The organism is Pseudacidovorax sp. NFM-22 (assembly GCF_021401245.1).
GTDB lineage: Bacteria > Pseudomonadota > Gammaproteobacteria > Burkholderiales > Burkholderiaceae_C > Xenophilus.
Map to the genome: position 1 here is coordinate 73,171 of NZ_JACBFY010000005.1, position 26,005 is coordinate 99,175.

Genomic DNA, 26,005 nt, shown 5'->3' on the forward strand with positions numbered 1-26,005 from the left:
ATGGCGCCGATTCTGGGCAGAGGCCGTGGCGCCGCGAACGACTGAGTTCTCAGGTCGACATGCGGAAAACGAGTAAGGGAGGGCGCGAAGCCGAAGCGCGTGGCAGCGGCCCCACCTTGTCAGATCGCCCGCGCCAGCGCCACGGCGTCGGCACCCGCCGGGAAATGCAGCCGCTCGGACGTGTCGTTGGCGGCGTCCCAGATGCCTTGGGCGACATCCGTGGCAGTGGTCACGGCGCAAAGCCGCCCGAATCCTGCGAACACTTCATGGGCGAAGGGCTCGTACGGCTTTGTGACCAGGCCCTGCATGCGTTGGTGGCCGTTGGCGGTGAAGTTGGTGGAAGGCCCGTAGCCAGGCTCGACGAGCTTGACACGCACGCCCACGGCCTTGAGCTCATGCGCCAGCGACGCCGTGAAGCCCTCGATGGCCGTCTTGCTGGCCGTGTAGGCGGCCACCAGCGGGAACGGGGCCAGCGTGGCGCTGGACGTGACGTTGACGATCATGCCGGCACCGCGTTCGCGGAACTGCGGGATCACGGCCTGGCACATCGCCATGACGCCGAAGGTGTTGGTCTCGAAAACCTCGCGCACCGTGGACATGGGCGTGGCTTCGAATGCGCCGAACAGACCGATGCCCGCGTTGTTGACGAGCGCATCGATGGGCCCCGCAGCCTCCAGGGCCGGGCCGATGCTCTCGGGCCGAGTGACATCCAAGGGCAGGATGCGCAGCCTCTCCGAGGCCGGGAACAGGTCCGCTCGGGGGGTCCGCATGGTGGCGATGACCTTCCAGCCCTTGGCCAGGAAGTGACGGGCGGCTTCCAGGCCATAGCCGGACGAACAGCCGGTGATCAATACAGTCTTCATTTCGTGCTCCGAGGTGGGGTGTTGACTCGGATGCAACGATAGGGAAAGCTCCCGGATTTCCGATACCGGAAAGTCCACATTCCTTTAGCGATCATCCAATGTGAGTGACCCACTCTCCGACATCGTCCAGCTGCTTCGTCCCGAGGCCGTGTTCGCCAACCTGATCAGCGGCAGGGGCAACTGGGCCGTGCGCTATGCCGAGTTCGGCCGGCCCAGCTTCTGCGTGATGCTGGAGGGAGGCTGCAGGCTGGCCGTGGACGGACACGAGCCCACGATGCTCAGCGCTGGCGACTTCGTGCTTCTTCCCACGACGCCGGCCTTCACCTTGTCGAGCGACGTCCCGGTGCCACCGGTCCACCTGGACCCCACCCAGGTGCCGGATGGGCCGGAACTGCGCTATGGCGAGCAGACCGGCCCGCCCGACATGCGCTCGGTGGGCGGATCGTTCATCTTCGACTGCGCGGATCCGGGCCTGCTCGTGTCGTTGCTGCCGCAAGTGGTGCACGTGCGCGCTTCGCTGCGGCTGTCCCAACTCGTGCAGATGGTCGCTGAGGAGACCCTGGATGAAAAGCCGGGCAACGCGTTCATGCGCTCCCGGCTGGCCGAAATGCTGCTCGTTGAGGCGATGCGCTCGACCACGTCGGAAAGCGCCCCGCCCGGCCTCCTGCGCGGCCTGGGCGATGCGCGATTGGCGGCCGCGCTGAAGCAGATGCATGCCCATGTGGACCGACGCTGGTCGGTCGGCCAGCTCGCCAGGATCGCAGCCCTGTCGCGGTCCGGCTTCTTCGAGCGATTCATGCGGACGGTTGGGGTCGCACCGATGGCGTACCTGCTCGCCTGGCGGATGGAACTCGCGAAGGAATTGCTGCGGCGAGGCGAACTGTCCGTCTCGGCGATCGCCGAACACCTCGGCTACGGCTCGACCAGCGCGTTCAGCGTGGCGTTCGCGCGGCATGTGGGGCAGCCACCCAGCCACTACGCGCGGCGGCTTTGAACTGACCCCCAGAAGTTGGACGGACGCGACTGCGCCGATCAGGCGGTGCTTCTCGGCCGGTACGCCGCCCGGCTGGGCCCCTGCAGCCCGAGCTTGATGCGCCCTTGGTTTTCGTCGTGAACGTCATCAAGCGCGCCCGCTTCGAGCGCATCCATGCTGTCGGGCCTTTCGGGGTGGCGCCCTACGTAGCCTTGCCGCACGGCTGTCGCGACGTCTTCCGCCCCGTCCGATGCTCGACGCATCGCCGGCACCAGCGGCAGCAGAAGATGCGAGTCATACCGTCCGCCCGTCAACAGCGTGTTCTCCCCGTGGAAGATCGAGGCCGGCCGGTCGCTGCGATCCGTGTGCAGGAAGGGCCCCGATCCCTTACGCGGCCCAGTAGCGCCCTCCCGCTCGAAGTCCTGCGCATCCACGCGCACGGCCAGCCGGTAGCCCGCGGGCAGCACGATGGAGGTGGGCCAGATCTCCACTTCCACGCGGTAGTCGGTGCCGGGCACCATGGGCTCGCCCTCGGTGTGGGTGTGGAACGGCCGGCCCGGTCGTGACCGGGCCGGGTCCGTCCGGCGGTGCGACACCCGCAGCCAGCCCTGGGCCACGGGCACCTGCGGATCGGTCGCACCGCGGAACAGCACCTCCTGGCCATCCGGCGCATAGGCGCGCAGGGTCACGAACAGGTCCATGTCGGTCGAGGTGGCGCGCACCCACAGCACCAGCGACACCGGCCCGGTGAACTCGCTGGCCACGGCCATCGGCGCGCTGGTGAACTCCACGCCGCGGCCCGGCGCCGGGTAGGTCGTCTGCGATTCCGTGGACACGGGGTCGGCCGACAGCGTCAGCGCCTCAGCGTCCAAGTACAGCGGCGTCCATTGCGTGCGGGCCAGCGGCCATTCGTGCTCGGCCCTCGGCTCGAAGTGGTCGGGGTGCCGCACCTCCAGCAGCACGGGCGGCTGCGTGTCCCAGCCGTTGGCCTCGCCCTTGAGGAAGTGGTCGAAGAAGCGCTTCTGCATCTGCACGTACTGCGGCAGGTAGAAGGACTCCCAGTGCGTGCCGCCGTGCATCTGCAGCCACTTCTGCCGCGAGCCGGCGCCCAGGAAGCCCTCGACGTTGCCCCGCAGGTGCAGGCCCATGCCGCCCCAGTTGCCGGCCGACAGCAGCGGCACCTCGATGTCTGCCAGCCGCGCCGTGCGGGCGTGGTACCAGTCGTCCTCGAAGGGATGCGAACGGAACTCCTCGATCACGTCGACGCGGTTGGCCTCGACCTGCTCGCGGCTGAGTAGCTCACCGGTCATCTGCATCTCGGTCTCGCGGTCGACGAAGGGGCTGGCCGTATGGCCGTTCTGCACCGACAGGATCTGCTTGGGGAACCAGAACTCGAAGAAGAAGTTGCCGAAGATGCCGCCATGGTGGCTGGCGTCGCGGTACAGGTCGCTGGCGCCTTCCCACGGACAGATGGCGGCCAGGTGCGGCGGCCGCAGCGCCGCCACCTGCCATTGATTCATGGCGTAGTACGAGATGCCCAGCAGGCCCACCTTGCCGCTGCACCAGGGCTGCGTGCCGGCCCATTCGATGCACTCGGCATAGTCGCGCGTCTCCTGCGGCGACCAGACCCAGAGCTTGCCGGGCGATTCGCCTGCGCCGCGGCTGTCCACCACCACCAGGGCATAGCCCCAGGGCACCCAGCGCTCCGGGTCGGCCACCTCCCAGCGCAGATGGCGGCCGGAGCTGCCTTCGGTGTCCAGGCCAGGATAGAGCCGCTTGAGCTCGTCCCACTGCGGCTTGAAGCCGTCCTCGAAATGCAGGTCCTTGCCATAGGGGCCATGCGTCATGAGCACGGGCACCGGCGCCCCGCCCTCCGGACGGAACACGTTGGCCTTGAGTTCGGTGCCGTCCTGCAGACGGATGCTGACATTCTTCTCGACGATCATCGCGGACCGATCTCCTTACTGAAACAGCGCCACGGCGCGGGTCCAGCCGGCCGAGCCGCCGCGGACCTTGGCCGGAAAGCAGGACACGAAGAAGCCATCGGGCGGCAGGGCCTCGAGGTTGTGCAACTTCTCGAGGTGGCAGTAGCCGATGTCACGGCCGGCCTTGTGGCCTTCCCAGATGATGGCCGCATCGCCGTCGCGCCGATAGCGCTCGGCGGTGTACTGGAAAGGCGCGTCCCAGCTCCAGGCATCGGTGCCGGTCACGCGGATGCCCCGCTCCAGCAGGTACATGGTGGCCGCATAGCCCATGCCGCAGCCGGCCTGCACGAAGTCGGGCTGGCCATAGCGGCTGCCCGCGCGGGTGTTGATCATCACGATCTCCAGCGGCTGCAGCGTGTGGCCGATGCGGGCGAGCTCGGCCTGCACGTCCTCGGGCTGCACGATGTAGCCGTCCTCGAAATGCCGGAAGTCCAGCTTCACGCCGGGCTGCATGCACCATTCCAGCGGCACCTGGTCGATGGTGATCGCGGGCTCGCCGTGGTTCATGGTCGACGCGAAATGCCAGGGCGCATCCAGGTGCGTGCCGTTGTGCGTGCTGAGCTCGACCTTCTCCACGGCCCAGGCCTCGCCGTCGGGCAGATCCCCGGGCTCGAGGCCCGGAAAGAACTGCGACAGCCGGCTGAAGCTCTGCTGGTGGTCCATGTAATGGATCCGCGGCGCGAAGGCCGGTGGATCGGAGATGACGTCGTTCTCCAGATAGATGGAGAGGTCCACGATGCGCTTGAACATCAGGCGTCCATTTCGATGCCCAGCGGCGGAAGGATGCGCTGGTAGCGCGCGTACTCCTGCTGCAGGTAGGCCTTGAAGCGCTCCGGCGGCATGCCCGATACCTGGTTGCCGAAGGCCACCATCTTCGACTTGAACTCGGCATCGGCCAGGGTCCTGGCGACGCCGTCGTACAGCGCGGCGAGCACGTCGGGCGGCATCCGCGGCGGGGCGAGCATGCCGATCCACGCGGGCACGTCGATCTCGGGCATGCCCAGCTCCGCAAAGGTGGGCACGTTGGGCAGCGTGTCGGCGCGCTGCGCGCCGGTGATGGCCAGCGCCTTGATCTTGCGCGCCTCGATGTACTGCATCACCGACGACGGCGCGATGAAGGACACATCGACCACGCCGCTGATCAGGTCCGTGAGCGGCGTGCCCTTGTAGGGCACATGGATGAGCTCGATGCCGGCCTGTTTGGCGAAGAGCGCGCCCACCACGTGCGTCGTGTTGCCGTTGCCCGCCGAGGCGTAGCTGAATCGGCCCGGCTGCTTCTTGGCGGCGGCGACGAAGTCGGCCACGCTGTTGAAGGGGCCGTCGGCCCGATGCAGCAGAGCAAAGCCGTAGGTGGAATAGACCATCGTCAGCGGCGTGAAGCCATCGATGGGGTGGTAGGGCAGCTTCTTCATCAGCACGCCATTGGTCAGGTGTCCGCCGGTGGTCCACAGCACGACGGAACCGTCGGGCCGGGCCCGCGACACCTCGGCCGCGCCGATGGTGGTGGCTGCGCCGGGCCTGTTGTCGACGAGGCAGGTCCGGCTCGTGACCTTCTGGTAGCCGTCCGCAAAGATGCGGGTCATGCCGTCGAGGGCGCCGCCTGCCGGGAAGGGCATCACGATCCTCAGCATGTCGGGCAGGGTCGGCGCGGCCTGCGTCATCGGCACCGCCAGGCCGGCGGCCAGGCCGGCGAGGGCCTCTCTTCGGTTCAACATCGCTTGTCTCCTTCTGGGCGCCTGCGGCGCGTGGGTCCGGTCCCGCAGCCATCGGCCGGCCGCGCCAGTCTAGGCGATTCAAACGGCCGTTTCAATCAAATGTTTTTGCGACGTCGGTCGCGTCGGACGATGACGGCCCTTGCGCCGGCTGCACGCGGTGCTGAGGCAGAATCGCCGCGGCCTGCACGCCGCATCCGCTGGCTTGACGGGGCACCCCAGACCACCACGACCACGCCCATGGCAGCACCCCGCAGCCTTCCGCCCGACCGGATCACGCGGCAGAAGATCATCGATTCGGCGCTCAAGCTGTACGCACAGAACGGCATCGATGGCGTGCCGGTGCGCGCATTGACCGCCGATGCCGGCGTGAATGTCGCCGCGGTGCACTACCACTTCGGCAGCACTGAAGCCCTGGCGGAAGCGGTGTTCGGCGAACTCTCCGAGCGCCTCAATGCGCAGCGGGTGATGGCGCTCGAAGCCATCACGGCGGGTGCGGCCCAGGCCGCGCGCAAGCCCGCGGTGAGCGCGATCGTGCGGGCCTTCGTCGCCCCCTATGTCGGACCGGCGGCATCGACCGAGGGCCGGCTGCTTGCCCAGCTGATCCTCAAGCACCGCCTGTCACCCTCGCCCATGACCGAGCGCGTGGTAGGCAAGCATTTCGATCCCATGGCCAAGAAGTTCGTAGCTGCCCTGCTCAAGGCGCTGCCGGAGGTCCCGCCCGGCCTCATGGCCCTGCGCTACATGCTGATGGTCAGTACCGTCGTTCTGTCGCTCAGCGACCGCGGCCGGGCGCAGCGCCTGCAGCGGCTTGCCGGCAAGAAGGCCGCGCGCGACGACCTGCAGACGATGGAAGCCGCGCTGGTGGACTTCATCGTGGGCGGCCTGCGCGCGCCGGTGTCGGGACCGTAAGGACCCCGGCACTCGGCGGCAATGGCCACTTCGGCGCGCGGAGGTGCCGGGGCTGGCGAGCCCCCGTCCACCTGCTGGCGAGGCGTGCCTCAGTCAGTCGCCGTGCGGTCCGGGTCCGAGGCCGGCGTCGTCTCGGCCTGTCGGTTGGCCATGTTGCGGATCACGTCCATGAAGGCCAGCACCGCCGTGCTGGGCGGCTCGCCCTGCAGCGTGATCAGGCCGAAGTCGGGCATCCGATTGGGGAGATCGGCCGCGATGCGCGTGAGCAGCCCCCGCCGCACGTACTTGTCCACCAGGGCGGCGGGCTGCAGCGACAGCATCGTGGTGCTCTGCATCAACTCCAGGGCGAACAGGAAGGACGGCGTCTCGACGATGCCCGAGGTGAGCGACAGGCCCGTGCTGCTGAAGATGTCGTCCGACACCCTGCGCAGTGCGGTCGAGGGCGGATAGAGGATCCACGGCCAGTTCGACAGCTCCCTGAGCGAGGGCGCATTCGGTCCGCGCAACGGATGGTGCACCCCTGCGGCGATCTCCAGCGTCTCGCCGCTCAGGTTCTCGTAGCGGAACTGGTCGCGATGGGCCTCGTCGGTGAAGCGGCCGATCATCACGTCGATCTTGCGTTCGGCCAGCCACACGATCAGCTGGTCGCTGCTCTGTTCGAGCACCTTCACCACCAGCAGTGGCCGCAGGCGCTGCAGCTCGGCCACCGCCGCGATCAGCAGGTGTGCCGCGGAGCCCGAGATGGCGCCGATCGTCAGATGGCCATGGCCGCCCTGTTTCAGGGTGCTGAACTCGTCCACGAACCTGCGGTGGCCGTCCAGCGCGGAATGCGCATAACGCAGGGTGAACAGGCCCAGTTCGTTCGGCTGCATGCCGCGCGGCAGGCGATCGAACAGGCGCGCCTCCAGCATCTCTTCGATGTCCACCAGCACCTTTGTGGCGGCCGGCTGGGTGATGTACATCTGCTCGGCCGTCAGCCGCAGATTGCGCGTCTTGCCAAGAATGTCGAGGAACTGCAAATGCCGGAAACGAAGACGAGAGACTTGCGCCAGCAGCGTGGATTTACCGGAAGTCGAGTCTGAACTCATCAGCATTTGGAATGGATGCTAACGAAAAAGTCAGTGGACCGGCAGGTGGCCGTCACCTAGCCTTCGGGTGCGTCGAGTACGGCTCCACAGAGGGCCGGCGCATCGCGGCAAGGTCGCCGCGCCCCTGCATATTCCATTCTGGAGACATCATGAAGATCAGATCACTGGGCCTGGCGACTGTGCTGCTGGCCGCACTGGCCGGCTCCGCCGCTGCGCAGATCAAGGAGCACGTATTCAAGATCGGCACCGGCCTCAGCGATGACCATCCGCAGGCCCTGGCCCTCAAGCATTTCGCCGACCGGCTGGCGGCCAAGAGCGGCGGCAAGCTGACGGCGCGGGTCTACGCCAGCGGATCGCTGGGCAACGACCTCAGCATGACCTCGGCCCTGCGCGGCGGCACGCTGGAGATGACGATCCCCGACAGCTCCACGCTGGTGTCGCTGGTCAAGCCCTTCGGCGTGCTGAACCTGCCCATGACCTTCAACAACGAGAAGGAAGCCGATGCGGTGCTGGACGGTCCCTTCGGCCAGAAGCTGCTGGCCAAGCTGCCGGAGAAGGGCCTGATCGGCCTGGGCTTCTGGGAGAACGGCTTCCGCCATGTCACCAACTCGCGCCGGCCGGTGCAGCGCGCCGAGGACCTGAGCGGCCTGAAGCTGCGCGTCATCCAGAGCCCGCTGTTCCTCGAAACCTTCAACGCACTGGGCGCCAATGCCACGCCCATGCCCTTCACGGAGCTGTACACGGCAATGGAGCAGGCGGCCGTCGATGGGCAGGAGAACCCGCCGGCCACCATCCTGGCCAGCAAGTTCTACGAAGTGCAGAAGCACCTGGTGCTGTCGCGGCATATGTACAGCGCCTGGGTGCTGCTGATGTCCAAGAAGACCTGGGACGGCCTCTCTCCGGAGGAGCAGAAGATCGTGCAGGACGCCGCGCAGGAAGCGACGCTGTATGAGCGCAAGACGATCCGCGCCTTCTCCGAAACGGCCCTGGCCGACCTGAAGAAGGCCGGCATGCAGATCACCGAACTGCCCCCGGCCGAGCAGGCCAAGATGCGCAGCAAGCTGCAGCCGGTGCTGGCCAAGTTCAGCAAGGAATACGGCGAGGACACCACCGCCGAGATGAACGGCGAACTCGCCAAGGTGCGCGGCAGCACCACGGACAGCAAGTAAGTCCCTCGGGCAAGTCTGCCCCGCGGGATGGAGGCGGCCATGCGGCCGCTTCCTTCGATCCTCCCCTTTCCGACGTCGACAGCCATGGACAACAGAGCTGGTCGCAGCTTTCGCTCGCGCGAATGGTTTGCAGACCCACATCGCTCCGACATGACGGCGCTCTATCTGGAGCGCTTCATGAACTACGGACTGACACCCGCCGAACTGCGTTCGGGCAGGCCCATCATCGGCATTGCGCAGACGGGCAGCGACCTGTCGCCGTGCAACCGCATCCACCTGGACCTGGCGCGCCGTGTGCGCGACGGCATCCGCGATGCGGGGGGCATTCCGATGGAGTTCCCCGTGCACCCCATCTTCGAGAACTGCCGCCGGCCCACCGCCGCGCTCGACCGCAACCTGGCCTACCTGGGCCTGGTCGAGATCCTGTACGGCTATCCCATCGACGCCGTGGTGCTGACCACCGGCTGCGACAAGACCACGCCGGCGGGCATCATGGCCGCGAGCACCGTGGACATCCCGGCCATCGTGCTGTCGGGCGGCCCCATGCTCGACGGCTGGCATGGCGGCGAGCTGGTGGGCTCGGGCACGGTGATCTGGCGCAGCCGCCGGCAACTGGCGGCGGGCGAGATCGATGAGGAGGAGTTCCTCCAGCGCGCCTGCAGCAGTGCGCCCTCGGCGGGGCACTGCAACACCATGGGGACGGCGTCCACGATGAATGCCGTCGCCGAGGCGCTCGGTCTCGCGCTGCCGGGCTGTGCCGCCATCCCGGCGCCCTACCGCGAACGCGGCCAGATGGCCTACGAGACGGGCCGCCGCATCGTCGGCATGGCCTTCGAGGACCTGCGGCCCTCGCGCATCCTCAGCCGCGAGAGCTTCCTCAACGCCTTGTCGGTGGTCAGTTGCGCGGGCGGATCCAGCAATGCGCAGGTGCACATCATGGCCATGGCCCGCCACGCCGGCGTGGAGTTGCGGCCGCAGGACTGGACGGACCATGCCTACGACCTCCCGCTGCTGCTGGACATGCAGCCCGCCGGCAGGTTCCTGGGCGAGCGCTTCTTCCGCGCTGGCGGCGTGCCGGCGCTCATGTGGGAACTGCAGCAGGCCGGCCGCCTGCATGGCGACTGCGCCAGCGTGACGGGCAAGACCGTGGGCGAGAACGTCCAGGGCCGCGAAAGCACGGATCGCGAAGTCATCCGCCCCTTCGACGCACCGCTGATGGCCAAGGCGGGCTTCCTGGTGCTGAGCGGCAATCTCTTCGACTTCGGCATCATGAAGACCTCGGTCATCTCGCGCAGCTTCCGCGAGCGTTACCTGAGCCGGCCGGGCCACGAGGACGTGTTCGAGGCGCGCGCCGTGGTCTTCGATGGCGCCGACGACTACCACGCCCGCATCAACGATCCGGCGCTCGAGATCGACGAAGGCTGCATCCTGGTGATGCGGGGCGCCGGCCCCATCGGCTGGCCGGGCTCGGCGGAGGTGGTCAACATGCAGCCACCCGATGCCCTGATCCAGCGCGGCATCCAGGCGCTGCCGACCCTCGGCGACGGACGCCAGTCCGGCACGGCCGACAGCCCCTCGATCCTGAACGTGTCGCCCGAAAGCGCCGTGGGCGGCGGCCTGCGCTGGCTCAGGACCGGCGATGTGATCCGTGTCGATCTCAATGCCCGCCGCTGCGACGCCCTGGTGTCCGACGAGGAGATCGCCCGGCGCCAGCACGAGTTGCCCGCGCCGCAGTTGCCGCCGAGCCAGTCCCCCTGGGAAGAGATGTACCGCCGAAACACCGGACAGCTGGTGGACGGCGCCACGCTGGACATGGCCCTGAAGTACCGGCGCATCGCCGAGCGCACGCCGCGCCACAACCATTGATCACGCCCAAGGAAATCCGAATGACTGTGACAACGACGGCCCTGCCGGAGCGCAGCCCTGCCCTGCACCCCGTGCTGCCGATGGATGGCCTGGCCGGCACGCTCGTGGCCCGTGCCTGGTGCGCCGGCACGCCAGCCGGCCCGGCCGTGGTGGCCCTGCGCCCCGACGGCGTGTTCGACCTGAGCCGCCACTTCGCCACCATGAGCACGCTGCTCGAAAGCGACGATCCGGCACGGGCGGTGCGCTCGGCGGACGGCGACTACCTGTGCAGCGTCGAGGCGCTGCTCGACAACAGCCAAGCCGAAGGCCGGGACCCGGCCCTGCCCTGGCTGCTGGCGCCGTGCGACCTGCAGGTGGTCAAGGCCGCCGGCGTGACCTTCGCCGCCAGCATGATCGAGCGCGTGATCGAGGAGCAGGCCGGCGGCGATGCCAGCCGCGCGCTGGCACTGCGCGGCCAGGTCACGGCCTTGATCGGCACCGACCTGTCCGACATCCGCCCCGGCTCGGCCCAGGCGCAGGCGCTGAAGCGCCTGCTGCAGCAGAAGAACCTGTGGTCGCAATACCTGGAGGTCGGCATCGGGCCGGACGCGGAGGTCTTCACCAAGGCGCCCGTGCTGGCGTCGGTGGGCCATGGCCAGGCCATCGGCATCCGCCCCGAGTCGACCTGGAACAACCCCGAGCCCGAGGTGGTGCTGGCCGTCAACAGCCGCGGCACCATCGTCGGGGCCGCGCTGGGCAACGACGTCAACCTGCGCGACATCGAAGGCCGCAGCGCACTGTTGCTCGGCAAGGCCAAGGACAACAACGCGTCCTGCGCCATCGGCCCGTTCATCCGCCTCTTCGACGAGGGCTTCGGCCTGGACCAGCTCCGCAGCGAGACGGTGCACCTGGAGGTGAGCGGCGAGGACGGCTACCTGCTGCGCGGCATCAACACCATGGCCAGCATCAGCCGCGACCCTGAAGAGCTGGTGCACCAGACGACCGCCTGCCACCAGTACCCGGACGGCTTCATGCTGTTCCTGGGCACGCTGTTCGCGCCGGTCGAAGACCGCGACCAGCCCGGCGGCGGCTTCACCCACAAGCTCGGTGACGTGGTGACCATCCACAGCCACTGGCTGGGCCGCCTGCAGAACCGGGTGACGCACTGCGAGGCGGCACCGCCCTGGCAGTTCGGCCTGCGCGCGCTGATCCGCAACCTGGCCGACCGCGGCCTGCTGCAAGGGGCACGGCTGTGATGGCCGCGTCGAGCACCGCCCGGAGTTGCCCATGATCGACACCACCATCGCGCGCTTCTGCCGCGCCATCGACATCCTGATCGCCGCCGCGCTCGCCCTCATGGTGGTGCTGGTGTTCGGCAACGTGGTCCTGCGCTACGTCCTCAACTCCGGCATCGCGGTGAGCGAGGAACTGTCGCGCTGGCTGTTCGTCTGGCTGTGCTTCCTGGGCGCCGTGGTCGCGCTGCGCGACGGGGCCCACCTGGGCACCGACATGCTGGTCTCGCGCCTCAGCGCCACGGGCAAGAAGGTCTGCCTGGTGCTGGGGCACCTGCTGATGCTCTACGTGACTTGGCTGTTCCTCACCGGCAGCTGGGTGCAGGCACGGCTGAACCTGGACATGGAGGCGCCGGTGACGGGCGCCCCGGTGGCCATCTTCTACGCCTCGGGTGTGGTCTTCTCGGTCCTGGCCGGCCTGCTGCTCCTGCTGCAGCTGGCGCGGGTGCTGACCGGGCGCATCAGCGAGAGCGAGCTCGTCATGGTCAAGGAATCGGAAGAGCAGGCCGAGCTCGAGGCCCTGCAGGCCCAGCTTGCGCGCGACGACGCCGCCCACGACCTCTTCCAATCCCCTCACTCCGGCAGCAAGGCCGGCGGACAGCGACCATGACCGTCTTCATCTTCCTCGCCAGCCTCGTCGGAGCGATGGCGCTGGGCATCCCCATCGCCTACGCGCTGCTCGCCAGCGGCGTCGCGCTGATGTGGCACCTGGACCTGTTCGATGCCCAGATCCTGGCGCAGAACTTCATCAACGGTGCCGACAGCTTCCCGCTGCTGGCCGTGCCCTTCTTCATGCTGGCCGGCGAGATCATGAACGTGGGCGGGCTGTCGCAGCGCATCGTCAACTTCGCGCTCGCGCTGGTCGGCCACGTCAAGGGCGGGCTCGGCTATGTCGTCGTGCTCGCCGGCTGCCTGCTGTCGGCGCTGTCCGGCTCGGCAGTGGCCGATGCCGCGGCGCTCACGGCCCTGCTGCTGCCGATGATGATCAAGGCCGGGCACAAGAAGGAGGTGTCGGGCGGCCTGATCGCCGCGGCCGGGGTCATCGGCCCCATCATCCCGCCGAGCATCGGCTTCGTCATCTTCGGTGTCACGGCCAACGTGTCGATCAGCAAGCTGTTCATCGCCGGCATCGTCCCCGGCATCCTGATCGGCACCGGCCTCGCGCTCACCTGGTGGTGGCTGGGCCGCAAGGAGACGCTGGCGCTGCCGCCGCGCAAATCGCGCGCCGAAATCTGGGCCGCGGCGCGGGAGTCGGTCTGGGCGCTGATGCTGCCGGTGTTCATCCTCGTGGGCCTGCGCATGGGTGTGTTCACACCCACCGAGGCGGCGGTGGTCGCCGCGGTCTATGCGCTCTTCGTGGGCAACGTGATCTACCGCGAACTGCCGCTGCGCGCGCTCTTCCACATCTTCGTCACGGCGGCACGCACCACGGCCGTGGTGATGTTCCTGGTGGCCGCTGCCATGGTGTCGGCCTGGCTCATCACGGTGGCCGACCTGCCGCAACAGGTGGTGGAACTGCTGCGCCCGCTGCTGGGCAACCAGACGCTGCTGATGATCGCCATCATGGTGCTGGTCATGGTGGTGGGCACGGCGATGGACATGACGCCAACCATCCTCATCATGACGCCGGTCCTGATGCCGCTGATCAAGGCCGCCGGCATCGACCCCATCTACTTCGGGGTGCTCTTCATCATTAACAACGCCATCGGCCTGGTCACACCCCCCGTGGGAACGATCCTCAACGTGGTGGCCGGGGTGGGCCGCATGAAGATGGACGAGGTGACCCGCGGCGTGATGCCCTTCATGGCCACGCAGTTCGCGGTGATGTTCCTGTTGGTCCTCTTTCCGCAGTTGGTGCTGGCACCGCTGCGCTGGTTCTATTGACGCGCTGAGTGCATCGACAACAGGGGAGAGATTCCTCTCCCAAATCAAAGGAGACAAGCATGCATCTGACCATCGGATCCCGTCCGGCCACATCGCGGCCGGGCGCAAAGGCGCCTGACGCCGGGCCGCCCAGCAGGCGGCCTCGAACCGGCGGGCTCGCCGGGAGGACGAGGAGCCGCGCCGGAAGACTGGACGCCAGGCGCCTCCTGGTCGCCCTGGCGGCCGGCGTGGTGGCCACCCACGGCGCCCTGGCGGCCGAGCGACCCACCGACCCCGCCAACTGGCCGGCGCTCAAGGACGTCTACAAGAACTACTTCCTGATCGGCAGCACCAATCTGAGCGCGAGCTACTTCGGGACCAACGTGGTCCCCGGTGAAAACTCCACCGGTGCCATGACCCTGAAGCACTTCAACGTGGTGACGCCGGGCAACGCGATGAAGCCGGAGTTCTGGAACGGCGGGAGCACCAATCCGACCCCGACCTTCCTCACCAACTTGACGACCGGCATCAACGCCGACATCAGCGCAGCCAATGCGCGCGGCATCAAGGTCAACGGGCATGTGCTGCTCTGGCACAACCAGTCGGCCCTGTGGCCGGCCGCGAACGTCCTGACCTCGACGGGCGGATGGGAGACGCCATGGGACTACACCACGGCAAAGACCAACCTGGAGTACTACGTCCGGACCGTGGCCGGCCACTTCGACCTGGATCCGTTCAAGACCTACGCCTGGGACGTCGTCAACGAGGCATTCAAGGACAACCCCGACAACCCGGCCGACTGGCGCAATGCCCTGCGCACGGGCTACAGCCCCGAGGAGCGGCCGTCCCGCTGGGCCCAGGCCTACGCCAAGGGCGGCAAGAGCTGGGAGTACATGTACGACGCGTTCTACTACGCGCGGCAGAACACGACCGCCATCCTGAACTACAACGACTTCAACGACAACGAGCGCGCCTCCAAGGCCACGGCGATCGCATCGATGGTCAAGGAGTTCAACGAACGCTACGCCGCCGAATCGGCCGCCGGCAAGGGACGGGTGCTCCTGGACGCCAAGGGCAAGCCCAGGCCGCTGGTCGAAGTCATCGGCACGCAGGGCCACTGGGACATGCGGCTCAACATGGACGCCTTCGAGCGCACCATCAAGACCTACCTCGAGACCGGGGTGAATGTCGACCTGACCGAGCTGGATCTCGCGCCCACGCTGGGCCTGGACAAGGGCCAGCGGATCCAGAATGGCCCCGAGATGGACGCCCTGTTCAAGGAACAGGGCATCCAGTACGCGAAGCTCTTCAGCCTGCTGAAGGAGTACGCGGCCGGACCCGGAGGGCGTCACCCCGAGTACAAGGGCGGCGTGCACCGCGTGACCTGGTGGGGCATGACGGACCCGGGCTATCACACCAACGGCTATCCGTGGTCCGCCGTCGGTCAGCCCAAGGAGGCGTACTGGGCCACGACCGACCCCGAGCAATACCTCATCGATGCGGGCCTGCCGCCCAACGGGGTCACCGCGACCTTCAGCTACGGCGGGGAAAGCTTCAAGGCCCGGACCTGGGGCGGCAAGAACGCGCAGGCGATGCTCGACATCAACGTGCCGGCCAGCACGAAGAACGTCGTGTTCACACCGGCCAACGTCGCGCTGCCGGCGGGGTTCGCCGTCGAGAGCATGAAGTTCAACCCGCCCGACTGCGCCGTGAGCCCCGGCAAGCCGTGCCATGTGACGGTGACGGCGCGGGGCCCCACGCCGACAACCACGGCGGTGGAGAACACGGCGACCTTCGTCGTGTCCTTCGGCAAGATGACCGTCGGCTGGATGGACGCCTACAACGCCCTGGAAGCCCCCCTGTCCTATGCCGACGTCCGCTTCAGTGACGGCGTGACGCCGTTCAGGCAGTACAAGACCTCCTATGGCAGCGACGGCATGGCGAGAGCATCCGGCGTCGTGGAAACGAAGCCGGTGCCCAAGCATGGGCGCACCACGCTCGTCCTGTCGCCGCAGGACGCCATCGCCGGACCGACGGGCCTGAAACTGCAGAAGGACGCGTCCACGGAGAAGGCCTGGCGACTCGTCACGCGATTCGAGCCCGGCCGGACCTACATGGTGGTGTCTGGCGAGTCCGACTTCAACGGGAAGATGCAGCCTGCGGCATTGACCAACAGGACCAAGCCCGCCACCGCGGCTTCGCCGGAGTCGCTGTCGCGCACGCCGGTCACCCTGCGGGGCGACATCCTCGTGCCGTCGCGCAGCGCGAATGCGCCCGACACCGAGCCGGCCCTGTCGCAGGACAACCTCAAGTTCGTCTTCGAGGAGGCGAAGAGCCCTGCCGCAGGCCCCTACGCGAGCCAGGAGGGGCACACCATGCAGAGCTTCATCCATGGCACCAACGTCTATCCGCAGATCGTCTTCCGGGGCAACGGAGCGACCGGCACCGTCGTGGCGGGCCGGAACTCGCTGATCACGCGCCAGACGAACGGGCAGGAGGGTTCGCAGATCGCCGAAAGGAGCCTGGACCAGGCGGTGTGGTTCAACACGCCCATCGACCCGGAAAGCGGCGAGATGAAGATGTTCCTCTACACCGAGAAGGACGGCGTCAAGCAGCATTACGTCCTGAAGGATGTGGTCGATGGCGAGACGCCCAACCGCGACGCCGGCAACGCCATCAGCCAGCGGCAGGGCTCCGTCGGCGGCTTCGTCGCCGTGCAGGCGGACAGCCCCAAGGAAGGCACGAGCGTCAAGCTCTATGCCTACGACGTCGCCGCCTATGCGGTGGAGGATGAGCCGACCACCCCGACGACGCCGACGACACCGCCGAGCACGGAGCCCACGCAGCCCGTGATGCCCATCGCCTCGCCGTTCAGCAGGAAGGGGGGTGCGCTGGACCTGGGTGACCTCGCCCTGGTGCTGGCCGGCCTCGTCGCACTGGGGGTGGCTCGCCGCCGGCGCGGGACCTGACGCCGTCAGGCCCAGGCCTGCCGCAGGCGGCTCCACGCCGCCTGCCCCAGGCAGAGCGCCAGTGCGCAGAGCGCGCCGTACAGGTGCGCCTCGACCATCACCTCGCCGCCGATCCACGAGGGCTGCGCGTCTGCGCGAGGTTGGCTGAGTTGCCAGCCCAGGCGGGCGACGACCACCACCAGGCCGATCCAGGCCCAGCGATCGCCTTGCCAGGCACGCGGCGCCAGCACCCAGATGAACAAGCCGTAGAGCACGCCCGAGAGGCCCGCGTAGTTCGTGGCCCCGGGCGATGCGACCACCAGCAGGGCTCCCACGCCGAAGGCCAGCGCAACGATCACGGCAGCCCAGGCACGCCCGCTGCGGGTGCCCGCCGCGAGCGCGGCACACAGCGCCAGGCCGCCGGCATTCATCAGGCAGTGCGCCCAGCCCAGGTGCACCACATGCGCCGTCAGCAATCGCCAGGACTGTCCATCGAGCACGCGCGCGCGCTCGTAGCGCAACGCTTGGTACACCGGCTCGCCGCCGGCCTGCAAGGCCAGCATCAGGCCGGCAAGCGCGGCGGGAACGAGCCAGTGGGCAGGGGACCGCAGGGGGGATGTCGCCGGGTGCGCGGCCCCTTCAGGGGTTTGAGGCATGAGCCACGGAGCGGCACCAGGGGTGCGCAAGGAATGAGGAAAAGCGGGCCACTGTAGCCTGCCAGTGGGCCCGCGCAAGCCATGGACAATCGCCCGCCATGCCCGGAGACAACCCCACCCCTCAACACGCGCCCCGCCCCATCCTCATCGCCGGCGGCGGCATCGGTGGCATGGCCACCGCCCTCACCCTCCATCAGATCGGCGTGCCGTGCATCGTCTTCGAGACGGTGCCCGAGCTGCAGCCTCTGGGCGTCGGCATCAACCTGCAGCCCAACGCCGTTCGCGAGCTGCACGACCTGGGCTTCGGCAACGATGTGCTCGACACCATCGGCCTGCAGGCGCGCGAATGGGCGCTGGTGGGCCGCAACGGCAACGAGGTCTATGCCGAGCCGCGCGGTCTGGCCGCCGGCTACCGCTGGCCGCAGTACTCGGTGCATCGCGGACAGCTGCAGATGCTGCTGTTCGATGCCGTGCGCGCCCGGCTGGGCGACGATGCCGTGCGCCTGGGCCAGCGCGTGACCGGTTATCGGCAGGACGCCGATGGCGTCACGGCCCTGATCGAGACGCGCGACGGCAGGCGGGAGGAAGTGGCAGGCTCGCTGCTGATCGCGGCCGACGGCCTGCATTCGGCAGTGCGCGCGCAGATGCACCCCACGCAGCCGCCCATCCAGTGGGGCGGCGCCATCATGTGGCGCGGCACCACGCCGGGCGTGCCGGTGCGCACCGGCGCGTCATTCGTGGGCGTGGGCTCGCTCAAGCACCGGGTGGTGCTCTATCCCATCTCGCCGCCCGATCCGGCCACGGGGCTGGCCACCATCAACTGGATCGCCGAGATCACGGTCGACAACCAGGGCGGCTGGCCGCAGGGCGACTGGAACCGGCGCGTGCAGCTCGATGACTTCATCCACCACTTCGAAGGCTGGAACTACAGCTGGATCGACGTGCCCGCCATGCTGCGCGGGGCCAAGGACGTCTTCGAGTACCCCATGATCGACCGCGACCCCGTGCCCACCTGGGTCGACGGCCGCGTTGCGCTGCTGGGCGATGCGGCGCACGTGATGTACCCCGTGGGCTCCAACGGCGCCAGCCAGGCCATCGTGGATGCGCGGGTGCTGGGTGCCCAGCTCATCGCCCATGGCGTCGGACCGCAGGCGCTGCGCGCCTACGACGACAGGCTGTGCAAGGACATCTCGGCGCTGGTGCTGCGCAACCGCGGCGCCGGGCCGTTCGGCCTGCTGGGGCTGGTGGACGAGCGCTGCGGCGGCGTGTTCGACCACATCGACGAGGTGCTGCCGCGCGAGGAACGCGAGGCCTTCATGGCGCGCTACAAGGCGGCCGCCGGTTTCGCCATCGAGACGCTCAACGCGGCGCCGCCGACCATTGCGCCGGGGCAGCGTGTGGCGATGATTTGAGGTCGCTGCGAGCCGAGCAGAGCGCGGGCACCCCACCCATACCGCCCCAGGCGGGCGACCTTTGCGCAAACGGGCCATGCCTGGCGGGGCAACGCGGGCGCGAGGCGCTCACCCAGCCGCCAGCGACGGCCGGCGCCGACTCCACTGAACCAGCTGGTCGGCGGGCATCGGCCGCGCGAAGAAGAAGCCCTGCAGCTCGTCGCAGCCCATGCCGACCAGGATGTCGCGCTGGCCGGCGGTCTCGACGCCTTCGGCCACCACGCGCAGGCCCAGGGCCTGGGCCAGTCGCACCACGGCATCGACCACGGCACGGGCGTCGGCGCTGGTCTCGAGGTCGCTGATGAAGCTGCGGTCGATCTTGAGCTGCCGCGCGGGCAGGCGCCGCAGGTAGCTCAGGCTCGAATAGCCGGTGCCGAAGTCGTCGATGGCGATGAAGACGCCGATGCGCGCCAGGCGGCCGAACACCTCCTGCGTGGTGTTCACGTCCTCCATGGTCACGGTCTCGGTGATCTCGCACAGCAGCTGCGACGCCGCGACGCCGTTGCGCCGCAGGGCCGCGTCGATGCGTTCGACCAGGTCGGGCTCGTGCAGCTGCTGGGCCGACAGGTTGATGGCCACGCGCATGGGCAGGCCGGCGCGGGCCCATTCCTTCATCTGGCGACAGGCTTCCTCGATCACCCACTGGCCCAGTTGGCCGATCAGGCCGAAGCGCTCGGCCACCGGGATGAAGACGCCGGGGCCCAGCGTGCCGCGCACCGGATGGTTCCAGCGCACCAGCGCCTCCACGCCCGACAGCTCGCGCCGGCGGCTGTCGATCTTGGGCTGGTAGTGCAGCACCAATTCGCCGCGCTCCAGCGCCTGGCGCAGCTCCGCCTGCAGGCTGAGCTGCTCGTGCGCGTTGGTGCTCATGTGCGGCTCGAAGAAAGCGTACTGCCGCCCGCCCGCCCGCTTGGCGGCCTGCATGGCGGCATCGGCCAGCGCCACCAGCGCCGCCTTGCGGCCGTGGTCGGGGTGCAGGGCCACGCCGATGGAGGCCGAGATCTGCACCGGCGGTTCGCCCACCCCGAAGGGCCGGCCCAGTTCGTCGAGGATGCGTGAGGCCACCAGGCTGCAGTCGGCCTGGCGCGTGACGTCCTCCATCAGCACGACGAACTCGTCGCCACCGATGCGCGCCACGGTGTCGCCGTTGCGCAGCACCCGGCGCAGGCGCTCGGCCACCTCCCGCAGCACCTTGTCGCCGCAGGCATGGCCGAAGGAATCGTTGACCGGCTTGAAGCTGTCCAGGTCGACGAAGAGCACCGCCAGCTTGCGTGCGGCACCGGTGCGCGCCACGGCCAGGCAGTCGTCGAAGAAGGCCCGGTTGGGCAGGCCCGTGAGCGGGTCCAGCACGGCACGGCGGTCGAGCTCGTCGTTGGCTTCCTGCAACTGATGATGGGCCTGTTCCAGCGAATGGGTGAGGTCGCGCGTGCGGCCCCGCAGCCGGGCATCGAGCACTGCCGTGACCAGCGTGAGCATCTGCATCAGCACCGTCGCAGCGACCACCATGAGCACGAGCCCGTCGCCGCCGAGTTCGTCGGCGCTCAGGCATACGCTGCCTTCCTCGTATCTTGCGGCCGCCATGCCGAGGTAGTGCGCACAGATCATGGCCAGCCCCAGCCCGATCGCCAGGCCCAGCTGCCGCACCCACGGCCGCTCGACCTCGTCCCGGCGGAAGAACAGCCACAGGGTGGCCATGGATGTCAGCCACACGAGCGCGCAGGCAGCCCCGAGCAGGGGCAGGTTCCAGTGCACCTGAGGCGCCATGTGCAGCGACAGCATGCCCAGCTGGTGCATGCCGACGAGGCCCACGGTCATGAGCGCCGAGCCCAGGACGAGGCGCGCAGCGGTGAGCCGGGGCGCACGCGCCAGCAGCAGGGTCAGCGCCGAGGTGAGCACGCCCGCCAGCCATGACAGGCCGGTGAAGCCATAGCTGTAGCCGATGGGCACGGACAGGCTGTGCGCCATCATGCCCACGAAGTGCACGGCCCAGACGCCGGTGCCCATCACCAGCGAGCCGCCGGCCCACCAGGTGCGGGCCGTGACGGCATCCCGCGTGCGCACGCGCTGCGCCAGGTCGAGTGCGACAAAGACGACGACGATGGAAAGCGCCACCGATGCCGCAACGATCAGCGGGTCGTAGCTGGACACCATGGCAGCGGCCGTCATGGGAGGCGGAGCAAATGCGGCCGGATCGCCTGGCAGCCCGCGCAGGGCGCCGCCACCACCTCCCGGTGGGCGAGCCCGCAGGACTGCGGGAATGGCGCATCGTTTTGCATCGTTGTAACCGCCGCTTGCGTTACAGGCCCGGCCGTGCGGGTCCGCCCTCCGTTCACCCGGAGCGGCTCCACGCCACCCCGCACATGGGAGGGTAGTCCCTCTCCCACGAGGCGTCGTCAGTCTTTCGCTAGAAAGGGCGTAGGAAAGCCGGCCTTCCGGACTACACCGCAAGACGTGCCGGGGGAGCGGTCGGTTCAGGGCCCGCCGCGGGCAAGCACGCGCCGGCCTTTGCCGGGCGGCGCGCCCGACGCAGACGCTCAGATCACGGCGAAGTGATGCGTCCCGTCGCGGCCCAGTTGGGCCACCAGGCCGAATTCCCAGTCCAGGTAGCCCTGCATCGCCTCGCGCGGGGCGTCGGTGCCTTCATAGGGGCGGCGGTAGCGGTCGGTCCGCGGCGTGGCCAGGCGGGCCTCGCCGGCCTCCTCGGGCAGGCCGGCGGCAAACCAGGCGGCATTGCCCCCGGTCAACAGGCGCACCGGGACATCGGCCCACCCCTGTGCGTCGAGCAGTGCCCGCAGGTCGGCTGCTGCATGGGCGGCCAGCAGGCTGGTGCCGCAGGTCAGCACGTACTGGCGCGCTGGCGGGAGGGAGCGCGCCAGGGCCTTGGCCAGTTGGGCCCGGACGGCGAACCAGGCACCCGGGATGTGGCGCCTGACGTAATTGGCACTGGCACCCACGTCGATGAGCACGACATCGCCCGCCTGCAGCAGCGCGGCCAGGGCCGCGGGCGCGATGGGCTCGACCTCGCGGTGCGGCGCGGGCCGTTCCGGCGCGGGCGTGCCCGTCTCGCGGAAGTCGGCGGCCGTGGCGCCCTCGATGCGCCACACCTCCCAGCCCATCTGCGCCAGCCAGGAGCCGGTCATGGCGGCGCGCACCCCGTCGTCGTCGGCCAGCACGAAGCGGGCGCCGCGCACGGGGGCGTGGTGGTCGGTCTCCTGCACCAGCTGGCCGCCAGGGGCGCTGGCAAAGCCCGGCAAGTGGCCGGCCTCGTATTCCTCGGGCGTGCGCACGTCCAGCCGGTAGGTGGTGCGACCCGCGTCGGCGAGCAGCGCGGGCAGCTCGGCCAGCGCCAATGGGCGCACACCCGCCCGTGCCGCCACGGCCTGGGCATCGGCCCGCGCCTGGGCGGCCACCGCCGCATCGACCTGCGCCGGCGCGCGGCGCTGCGCGCCGTGGTCCAGCTGCTGGCCGGCCAGCAGCCAGCCGATGGTGCCGTTGCGCAGAGCCGCCACCGGATTGGGCAGGCCGGCATTCACCAGCGACTGCGTGCCGATGATGCTGCGGGTGCGGCCCGCGCAGTTGACGATGACGCGCGTAGCCGGATCGGGCGCCAGCGCCCGCGCGCGCAGCACCAGCTCGGCACCGGGCACGCTGGTGGCGCCGGGGATGCTCATGGTCTGGTACTCGTCGAAGCGGCGCGCGTCCAGCACCACGACGTCGGCCTTGGCGTCGAGCAGGGCCTGCACCTCCTCGGCCGGCAGCGAGGGCGTGTGCCGCTCGTGCTCCACCAGCTCACCGAAGGCCTTGCTGGGCACGTTGACGTCACGGAAGAGCTCGCCACCCGCCGCGCGCCAGCCATCGAGTCCGCCGTCGAGCGCATGCACGTTCGTGTAGCCCAGCCGCGCCAGCACGGCGGCACCGCGCGCCACCAGGTCTTCGCCCTCGTGCTCGCCGTAGAGCACGACCAGCGTGTCGCGCCGGGGGATGCGGCGCCAGGCCTCCAGCTCGATGCGCGACAGCGGCAGGTTGGCGGCCCACAGCGGATGGGCCTGGGCATAGGGGTCTTCCTCGCGCAGGTCGAGCAGTGCGATCTCGCGGCGGTCCAGCAGGTGCCGGCGCACCGCGGCCACGCCCAGCACGGGCAAGGAAGACGAAGGGGCGGTCTGGGTCATGAAGCGAAGAGAAAGGAAGAAGCCGTCCGGCGCGCAGCGCGATCAGGCCGCACGGGCCCGCACCTCGGCGCTGCGGTCCCACAGGTTGGGCAGGACGGCATTGGAATAGCCGGAGACGAAGCGCTTGCGCCCGCCTTCGGCCGGATAGGTATGGCGTGCCACCGCACCGATGTTGGCGCCGTAGACATGGATGCTCACCGAGACCTGGTCGGCCAGCGCATTGCGCACCTGGTGCACGTCGCCGACACGCGGCGACACCGCCTCGACCTGGCCCGGCCGCAGGTGCACGGGCGCGCCCTGCGGCTGCCAGCGCCCATCGGCATCGGGGCCGTAGCCCTGGCTGATCTCCGCGCCACGCAGCATGCCGATCAGCCCCCACACGGTGTGGTCGTGCACCGGCGTGGCCTGGCCCGGGCCCCAGACGAAGCTCACGACCGAGAAGCGCTCGCTGGCGTCGGCATACAGCAGGTGCTGCTGGTAGTAGGTGGGGTCGGGGCGGGCGAAGGCCTCGGGCAGCCAGTCGTCGTGCGCGACCAGTTGGGCCAGCAGCGCCCCACCCTCGCGCAGGATGCGCGGCTCGTCGGGGCTTTGGTCGAGCAGGCGATGGAAGCCGACGACGAAGTCGCGCAGGCGGGTGATGCCGGTCATGCGCGGATTGTGGCCGCAGGGCCTGCCGTGGGTCGATCCGGGACGGCCCGGGCCGCTACCGCCAGGGCCTGCTGGCCGGCCGCGACCAGCGCCGCATCGCTCTGCGGTGTGTGGATGCGCGCGCATAGCACGTCGCGGTGGTGGCGCTCCAGTGGGTTCTGGCGCGACAGGCCATGGTTGCCGCTGAGTTGCAGGGCCAGTTCGACCGCGGCGATGGCGTGGGTGCCGACCGTGTGCTTGACCAGGCCGCTATCGGCGGGCGTGGGCGCCTGGCCGGCATCGGTGCGCGCGGCCAGGTCGTCCAGCAGCACGCGGTTGCCGTGCAGCAGGGCCTGGATCTCGCCGACCTTCTCCTGCACGTGCGGCAGCGTCGCCAGCGGCGCGCCCAGGCTGCCCGGCGCGCGCGACTGCAGAAAGCCCAGCAGCCAGTCGCGCGCCGCGCCGGCCACCGCGTCGTACAGGCTGCCGAGCAGCGTGGCCATCCAGGCCTGCTGCCTGGCGAAGGCATCTGCCTCGGCGGCTGTCGCGGCCGCTGGCGCCCATTGGGCAGGCGGGCGGATGTCCACCGCATGGTCCAGCGGAATGCGCACGCCCGCCAGCACCGCCTCGTGGCTGCCCGAGGCGCGCAAGCCCAGGTGATTCCAGCTGGCGATGGTGCGCACGCCCGGCGCCTTGCCCGGCACCAGGAAGAAGCCCACGCGCGGCTGCGGCTCGTCGGTGCGGCCCCACACCAGCAGCCACGACAGCCGCTCGATGCCGGTGGTGTAGAGCTTGTGGCCGTCGATCACCCACTCATTGCCTTCGCGGCGTGCCACGGTGCCCGGGAGGCCACCGCGCGCGGGCGAGCCCAGCTGCGGTTCCACGCGCAGCGCATTGGCCAGGGCACCTTCGCGCACGCCGCTGCGGGCCACGGCTTCGCGCAGGTGCGCCGGCCAGCGGCTGGCCGGGTGGCGCAGCGCCTGGTGCTGCAGGTAGGTCATGGTCAGCACCAGCGCGGTGGCGGGCTCGCCGGCCGCCACGGCGGCGATCACGCGGCGCGCCTCGGCCAGCGTGGCGCCGCCACCGCCCCAGGCCGTGGGCGCCACCAGGCCGATGAGGCCCAGGCGTTGCAGTTCCTCGAAGTTGTCGTGCGGGAAGCGGCCGGCCAGGTCATGGTCGGCCGCCGTGGCGGCGAAGCGCCGCGTCAGCGCGGCCAGCGTGGCGTCGTCGATACGCGCGGCGGCCTCGGCAAGCGCAGGTGAATCGGCGGCCGCCTCGAAGGCGGACGCGAACAGGGTCTGGGGCAATGCACTCATGGGGCTGCACTGTGGCGGCGCTCCGCGCGCGCAGGAACCATCGTTTGCGCATATCCAAACTCGGAATCCGACGTTCACGCGAAGGCCGCGCGCCGATACGGTTCGGCCCATGTCGCGATCTTCGACCTCCACCTTCCGTACCACGCGCCGCCGCCTGCTGCAGGCCGCCGCCCTGGCGCCTGCCGCGGCCTTTGCCGCCACCCGCCACGACCTCGCCGGCGTCACGCTGCGCGTGGGCACCTACAAGGGCAACTGGCGCGCCCTGCTCGACGCCGCCGGACTGCAGCAGGCGCCCTATCGCATCGACTGGCGCGAGCTCAACAACGGCGTGCTGCACATCGAGGCCATCAACGGCGATGCGCTGGACCTGGGCTCCGGCAGCGAGATTCCGCCGGTTTTCGCCGCGCGGCAGAAGGCCAACCTCAAGCTGGTGGCCGCCATCCATGAAGACCTGAACAACCAGGTCACCGTCGCCCGCAAGGACGCACCCATCCAGTCCATCGCCGACCTCAAGGGCAGACGCGTGGGCTATGTGCGCGCCACGACGGCGCACTACTTCCTGGCCAAGCAGCTGGCCGAGGCCGGCCTGTCGTTCAACGACATCCAGGCCGTCAACCTGAGCCCGGCCGATGGCCTGTCGGCCTTCGCCCGCGGCGATCTCGATGCCTGGGCCATCTATGGCTACAACGGCCAGATCGCGCGGCTGCAGCATGGCGCGCGGGTGATCAAGACCGGCGTCGGCTACCTGTCGGGCAACTTCCCGGTCTATGCCAACCCGCGCTCGCTGGAGGACGCACGCCGCCGCGCCGCCATCGCCGACTTCCTGCAGCGGCTGCAGCGGGCCTATGCCTGGGTCAACGGCAACTTCCTGGCTTACGCGCGCACGCAGTCGGCCGAAACGCGCATCCCCGTCGGCGACATCGTCGAGCTCTTCAACCGCCGCAGCGACGACTACGCCCTGGTGGGCGTGAGCGATGCCGCCGTGCGCAGCCACCAGGACGTGGCGGACACCTTCCTGCGCCTGGGCGTGCTGGACGGCCCCGCCGACGTCCGCCCGCTGTGGGACCGGCGCTTCGACGCCGCGCTGCGTGCCGGCGCGCCTTCCGCGGCCTGAGGCCGCATCCCCTCTTCCCTCG

At 69.4% G+C, this 26,005-nt stretch carries 20 protein-coding genes; 10 read left to right on the forward strand and 10 right to left on the reverse strand.

Going from position 1 to position 26,005, the window contains the following annotated elements:
- Positions 1 to 119 precede the first annotated feature (119 nt).
- The gene (locus tag L0984_RS17995; protein WP_234195133.1) at positions 120 to 863 is read right to left on the reverse strand and encodes an SDR family oxidoreductase; all 744 of its coding nucleotides are present in this window, start codon (positions 861 to 863) and stop codon (positions 120 to 122) included.
- Between the two features lie 100 nt (positions 864 to 963).
- On the opposite strand from L0984_RS17995, the gene L0984_RS18000 reads away from it, so the two are divergent.
- Positions 964 to 1,857, forward strand: coding sequence for an AraC family transcriptional regulator (locus L0984_RS18000; protein WP_234195135.1), 894 nt, complete (start codon positions 964 to 966; stop codon positions 1,855 to 1,857).
- Positions 1,858 to 1,895: 38 nt separating this feature from the next.
- Here the strand turns inward: L0984_RS18000 and L0984_RS18005 are convergent, their stop codons facing one another.
- Genes L0984_RS18005 through L0984_RS18015 form a run of 3 tightly spaced genes read right to left on the reverse strand, consistent with a single transcriptional unit; the run spans position 1,896 to position 5,536 of the window.
- On the reverse strand, positions 1,896 to 3,782 hold the full coding sequence (locus L0984_RS18005; protein ID WP_234195136.1) for a CocE/NonD family hydrolase: 1,887 nt from the start codon (positions 3,780 to 3,782) through the stop codon (positions 1,896 to 1,898).
- A 15-nt stretch (positions 3,783 to 3,797) separates the two neighbouring features.
- On the reverse strand, positions 3,798 to 4,571 hold the full coding sequence (locus L0984_RS18010) for a cyclase family protein (protein WP_234195137.1): 774 nt from the start codon (positions 4,569 to 4,571) through the stop codon (positions 3,798 to 3,800).
- Positions 4,571 to 5,536 (reverse strand): tripartite tricarboxylate transporter substrate binding protein, encoded by a 966-nt coding sequence (locus L0984_RS18015; RefSeq protein ID WP_234195138.1) that lies wholly within the window; start codon positions 5,534 to 5,536, stop codon positions 4,571 to 4,573. The genes L0984_RS18010 and L0984_RS18015 overlap by 1 nt, the downstream gene beginning before the upstream one ends.
- Before the next feature lie 237 nt (positions 5,537 to 5,773).
- Here L0984_RS18015 and L0984_RS18020 point away from each other — a divergent pair, with 237 nt between their 5' ends.
- Positions 5,774 to 6,445 carry a TetR/AcrR family transcriptional regulator gene (locus L0984_RS18020; RefSeq protein WP_234195139.1) on the forward strand — a complete coding sequence of 224 codons (672 nt, stop codon included), beginning with the start codon at positions 5,774 to 5,776 and terminating at the stop codon, positions 6,443 to 6,445.
- An 89-nt stretch (positions 6,446 to 6,534) separates the two neighbouring features.
- Here the strand turns inward: L0984_RS18020 and L0984_RS18025 are convergent, their stop codons facing one another.
- Complete coding sequence (locus L0984_RS18025; protein WP_234195140.1) at positions 6,535 to 7,533, reverse strand: LysR family transcriptional regulator; 999 nt, start codon at positions 7,531 to 7,533, stop codon at positions 6,535 to 6,537.
- A 149-nt stretch (positions 7,534 to 7,682) separates the two neighbouring features.
- On the opposite strand from L0984_RS18025, the gene L0984_RS18030 reads away from it, so the two are divergent.
- From L0984_RS18030 to L0984_RS18055, 6 genes are all read left to right on the forward strand, one after another.
- Complete coding sequence (locus tag L0984_RS18030) at positions 7,683 to 8,702, forward strand: TRAP transporter substrate-binding protein (RefSeq protein ID WP_234195141.1); 1,020 nt, start codon at positions 7,683 to 7,685, stop codon at positions 8,700 to 8,702.
- Positions 8,703 to 8,786: 84 nt separating this feature from the next.
- Positions 8,787 to 10,568 (forward strand): IlvD/Edd family dehydratase, encoded by a 1,782-nt coding sequence (locus L0984_RS18035; RefSeq protein ID WP_234195143.1) that lies wholly within the window; start codon positions 8,787 to 8,789, stop codon positions 10,566 to 10,568.
- 20 nt (positions 10,569 to 10,588) lie between these two features.
- Positions 10,589 to 11,803: a fumarylacetoacetate hydrolase family protein gene (locus L0984_RS18040; protein ID WP_234195145.1), complete on the forward strand. Its 1,215-nt coding sequence runs from the start codon at positions 10,589 to 10,591 to the stop codon at positions 11,801 to 11,803.
- A gap of 31 nt (positions 11,804 to 11,834) precedes the next feature.
- The gene (locus tag L0984_RS18045) at positions 11,835 to 12,449 is read left to right on the forward strand and encodes a TRAP transporter small permease (protein ID WP_234195146.1); all 615 of its coding nucleotides are present in this window, start codon (positions 11,835 to 11,837) and stop codon (positions 12,447 to 12,449) included.
- A complete protein-coding gene (locus L0984_RS18050; RefSeq protein ID WP_234195147.1) occupies positions 12,446 to 13,723 on the forward strand; it encodes a TRAP transporter large permease subunit in 1,278 nt (425 codons plus the stop codon). The genes L0984_RS18045 and L0984_RS18050 overlap by 4 nt, the downstream gene beginning before the upstream one ends.
- A 227-nt stretch (positions 13,724 to 13,950) precedes the next feature.
- Positions 13,951 to 16,671, forward strand: a complete 2,721-nt coding sequence (locus L0984_RS18055; protein WP_234195148.1) for an endo-1,4-beta-xylanase — start codon at positions 13,951 to 13,953, stop codon at positions 16,669 to 16,671.
- A gap of 5 nt (positions 16,672 to 16,676) precedes the next feature.
- Here L0984_RS18055 and rrtA read toward each other — a convergent pair whose 3' ends face one another.
- Positions 16,677 to 17,213, reverse strand: a complete 537-nt coding sequence (rrtA, locus tag L0984_RS18060; protein ID WP_234195149.1) for a rhombosortase — start codon at positions 17,211 to 17,213, stop codon at positions 16,677 to 16,679.
- A gap of 191 nt (positions 17,214 to 17,404) precedes the next feature.
- On the opposite strand from rrtA, the gene L0984_RS18065 reads away from it, so the two are divergent.
- The gene (locus tag L0984_RS18065; RefSeq protein WP_234195150.1) at positions 17,405 to 18,718 is read left to right on the forward strand and encodes a flavin-dependent oxidoreductase; all 1,314 of its coding nucleotides are present in this window, start codon (positions 17,405 to 17,407) and stop codon (positions 18,716 to 18,718) included.
- Positions 18,719 to 18,826: 108 nt separating this feature from the next.
- Here L0984_RS18065 and L0984_RS18070 read toward each other — a convergent pair whose 3' ends face one another.
- The 4 genes from L0984_RS18070 to L0984_RS18085 form a co-directional block, all read right to left on the reverse strand.
- Positions 18,827 to 20,923, reverse strand: a complete 2,097-nt coding sequence (locus tag L0984_RS18070; protein WP_234195151.1) for a putative bifunctional diguanylate cyclase/phosphodiesterase — start codon at positions 20,921 to 20,923, stop codon at positions 18,827 to 18,829.
- Positions 20,924 to 21,291: 368 nt separating this feature from the next.
- The gene (locus L0984_RS18075) at positions 21,292 to 22,926 is read right to left on the reverse strand and encodes a rhodanese-like domain-containing protein (RefSeq protein WP_234195153.1); all 1,635 of its coding nucleotides are present in this window, start codon (positions 22,924 to 22,926) and stop codon (positions 21,292 to 21,294) included.
- Positions 22,927 to 22,968: 42 nt separating this feature from the next.
- On the reverse strand, positions 22,969 to 23,574 hold the full coding sequence (locus tag L0984_RS18080; protein WP_234195155.1) for a cysteine dioxygenase: 606 nt from the start codon (positions 23,572 to 23,574) through the stop codon (positions 22,969 to 22,971).
- Positions 23,571 to 24,869, reverse strand: a complete 1,299-nt coding sequence (locus L0984_RS18085; protein WP_234195157.1) for an acyl-CoA dehydrogenase family protein — start codon at positions 24,867 to 24,869, stop codon at positions 23,571 to 23,573. Before L0984_RS18085 ends, L0984_RS18080 begins: the two co-directional genes overlap by 4 nt.
- 109 nt (positions 24,870 to 24,978) lie before the next feature.
- Here L0984_RS18085 and L0984_RS18090 point away from each other — a divergent pair, with 109 nt between their 5' ends.
- A complete protein-coding gene (locus tag L0984_RS18090; protein ID WP_234195159.1) occupies positions 24,979 to 25,983 on the forward strand; it encodes an ABC transporter substrate-binding protein in 1,005 nt (334 codons plus the stop codon).
- The last annotated feature ends 22 nt before the right edge of the window (positions 25,984 to 26,005 follow it).

Bases quoted from the DNA above. Each gene is read 5' to 3' on its own strand.
- L0984_RS17995 (WP_234195133.1), bottom strand. From the start codon at position 863: ATGAAGACTGTATTGATCACCGGCTGTTCGTCCGGCTATGGCCTGGAA.
- L0984_RS18005 (WP_234195136.1), bottom strand. From the start codon at position 3,782: ATGATCGTCGAGAAGAATGTCAGCATCCGTCTGCAGGACGGCACCGAA.
- L0984_RS18010 (WP_234195137.1), bottom strand. From the start codon at position 4,571: ATGTTCAAGCGCATCGTGGACCTCTCCATCTATCTGGAGAACGACGTC.
- L0984_RS18015 (WP_234195138.1), bottom strand. From the start codon at position 5,536: ATGTTGAACCGAAGAGAGGCCCTCGCCGGCCTGGCCGCCGGCCTGGCG.
- L0984_RS18020 (WP_234195139.1), top strand. From the start codon at position 5,774: ATGGCAGCACCCCGCAGCCTTCCGCCCGACCGGATCACGCGGCAGAAG.
- L0984_RS18025 (WP_234195140.1), bottom strand. From the start codon at position 7,533: ATGAGTTCAGACTCGACTTCCGGTAAATCCACGCTGCTGGCGCAAGTC.
- L0984_RS18030 (WP_234195141.1), top strand. From the start codon at position 7,683: ATGAAGATCAGATCACTGGGCCTGGCGACTGTGCTGCTGGCCGCACTG.
- L0984_RS18035 (WP_234195143.1), top strand. From the start codon at position 8,787: ATGGACAACAGAGCTGGTCGCAGCTTTCGCTCGCGCGAATGGTTTGCA.
- L0984_RS18040 (WP_234195145.1), top strand. From the start codon at position 10,589: ATGACTGTGACAACGACGGCCCTGCCGGAGCGCAGCCCTGCCCTGCAC.
- L0984_RS18045 (WP_234195146.1), top strand. From the start codon at position 11,835: ATGATCGACACCACCATCGCGCGCTTCTGCCGCGCCATCGACATCCTG.
- L0984_RS18050 (WP_234195147.1), top strand. From the start codon at position 12,446: ATGACCGTCTTCATCTTCCTCGCCAGCCTCGTCGGAGCGATGGCGCTG.
- rrtA (WP_234195149.1), bottom strand. From the start codon at position 17,213: ATGCTGGCCTTGCAGGCCGGCGGCGAGCCGGTGTACCAAGCGTTGCGC.
- L0984_RS18065 (WP_234195150.1), top strand. From the start codon at position 17,405: ATGCCCGGAGACAACCCCACCCCTCAACACGCGCCCCGCCCCATCCTC.
- L0984_RS18070 (WP_234195151.1), bottom strand. From the start codon at position 20,923: ATGACGGCCGCTGCCATGGTGTCCAGCTACGACCCGCTGATCGTTGCG.
- L0984_RS18075 (WP_234195153.1), bottom strand. From the start codon at position 22,926: ATGACCCAGACCGCCCCTTCGTCTTCCTTGCCCGTGCTGGGCGTGGCC.
- L0984_RS18080 (WP_234195155.1), bottom strand. From the start codon at position 23,574: ATGACCGGCATCACCCGCCTGCGCGACTTCGTCGTCGGCTTCCATCGC.
- L0984_RS18085 (WP_234195157.1), bottom strand. From the start codon at position 24,869: ATGAGTGCATTGCCCCAGACCCTGTTCGCGTCCGCCTTCGAGGCGGCC.
- L0984_RS18090 (WP_234195159.1), top strand. From the start codon at position 24,979: ATGTCGCGATCTTCGACCTCCACCTTCCGTACCACGCGCCGCCGCCTG.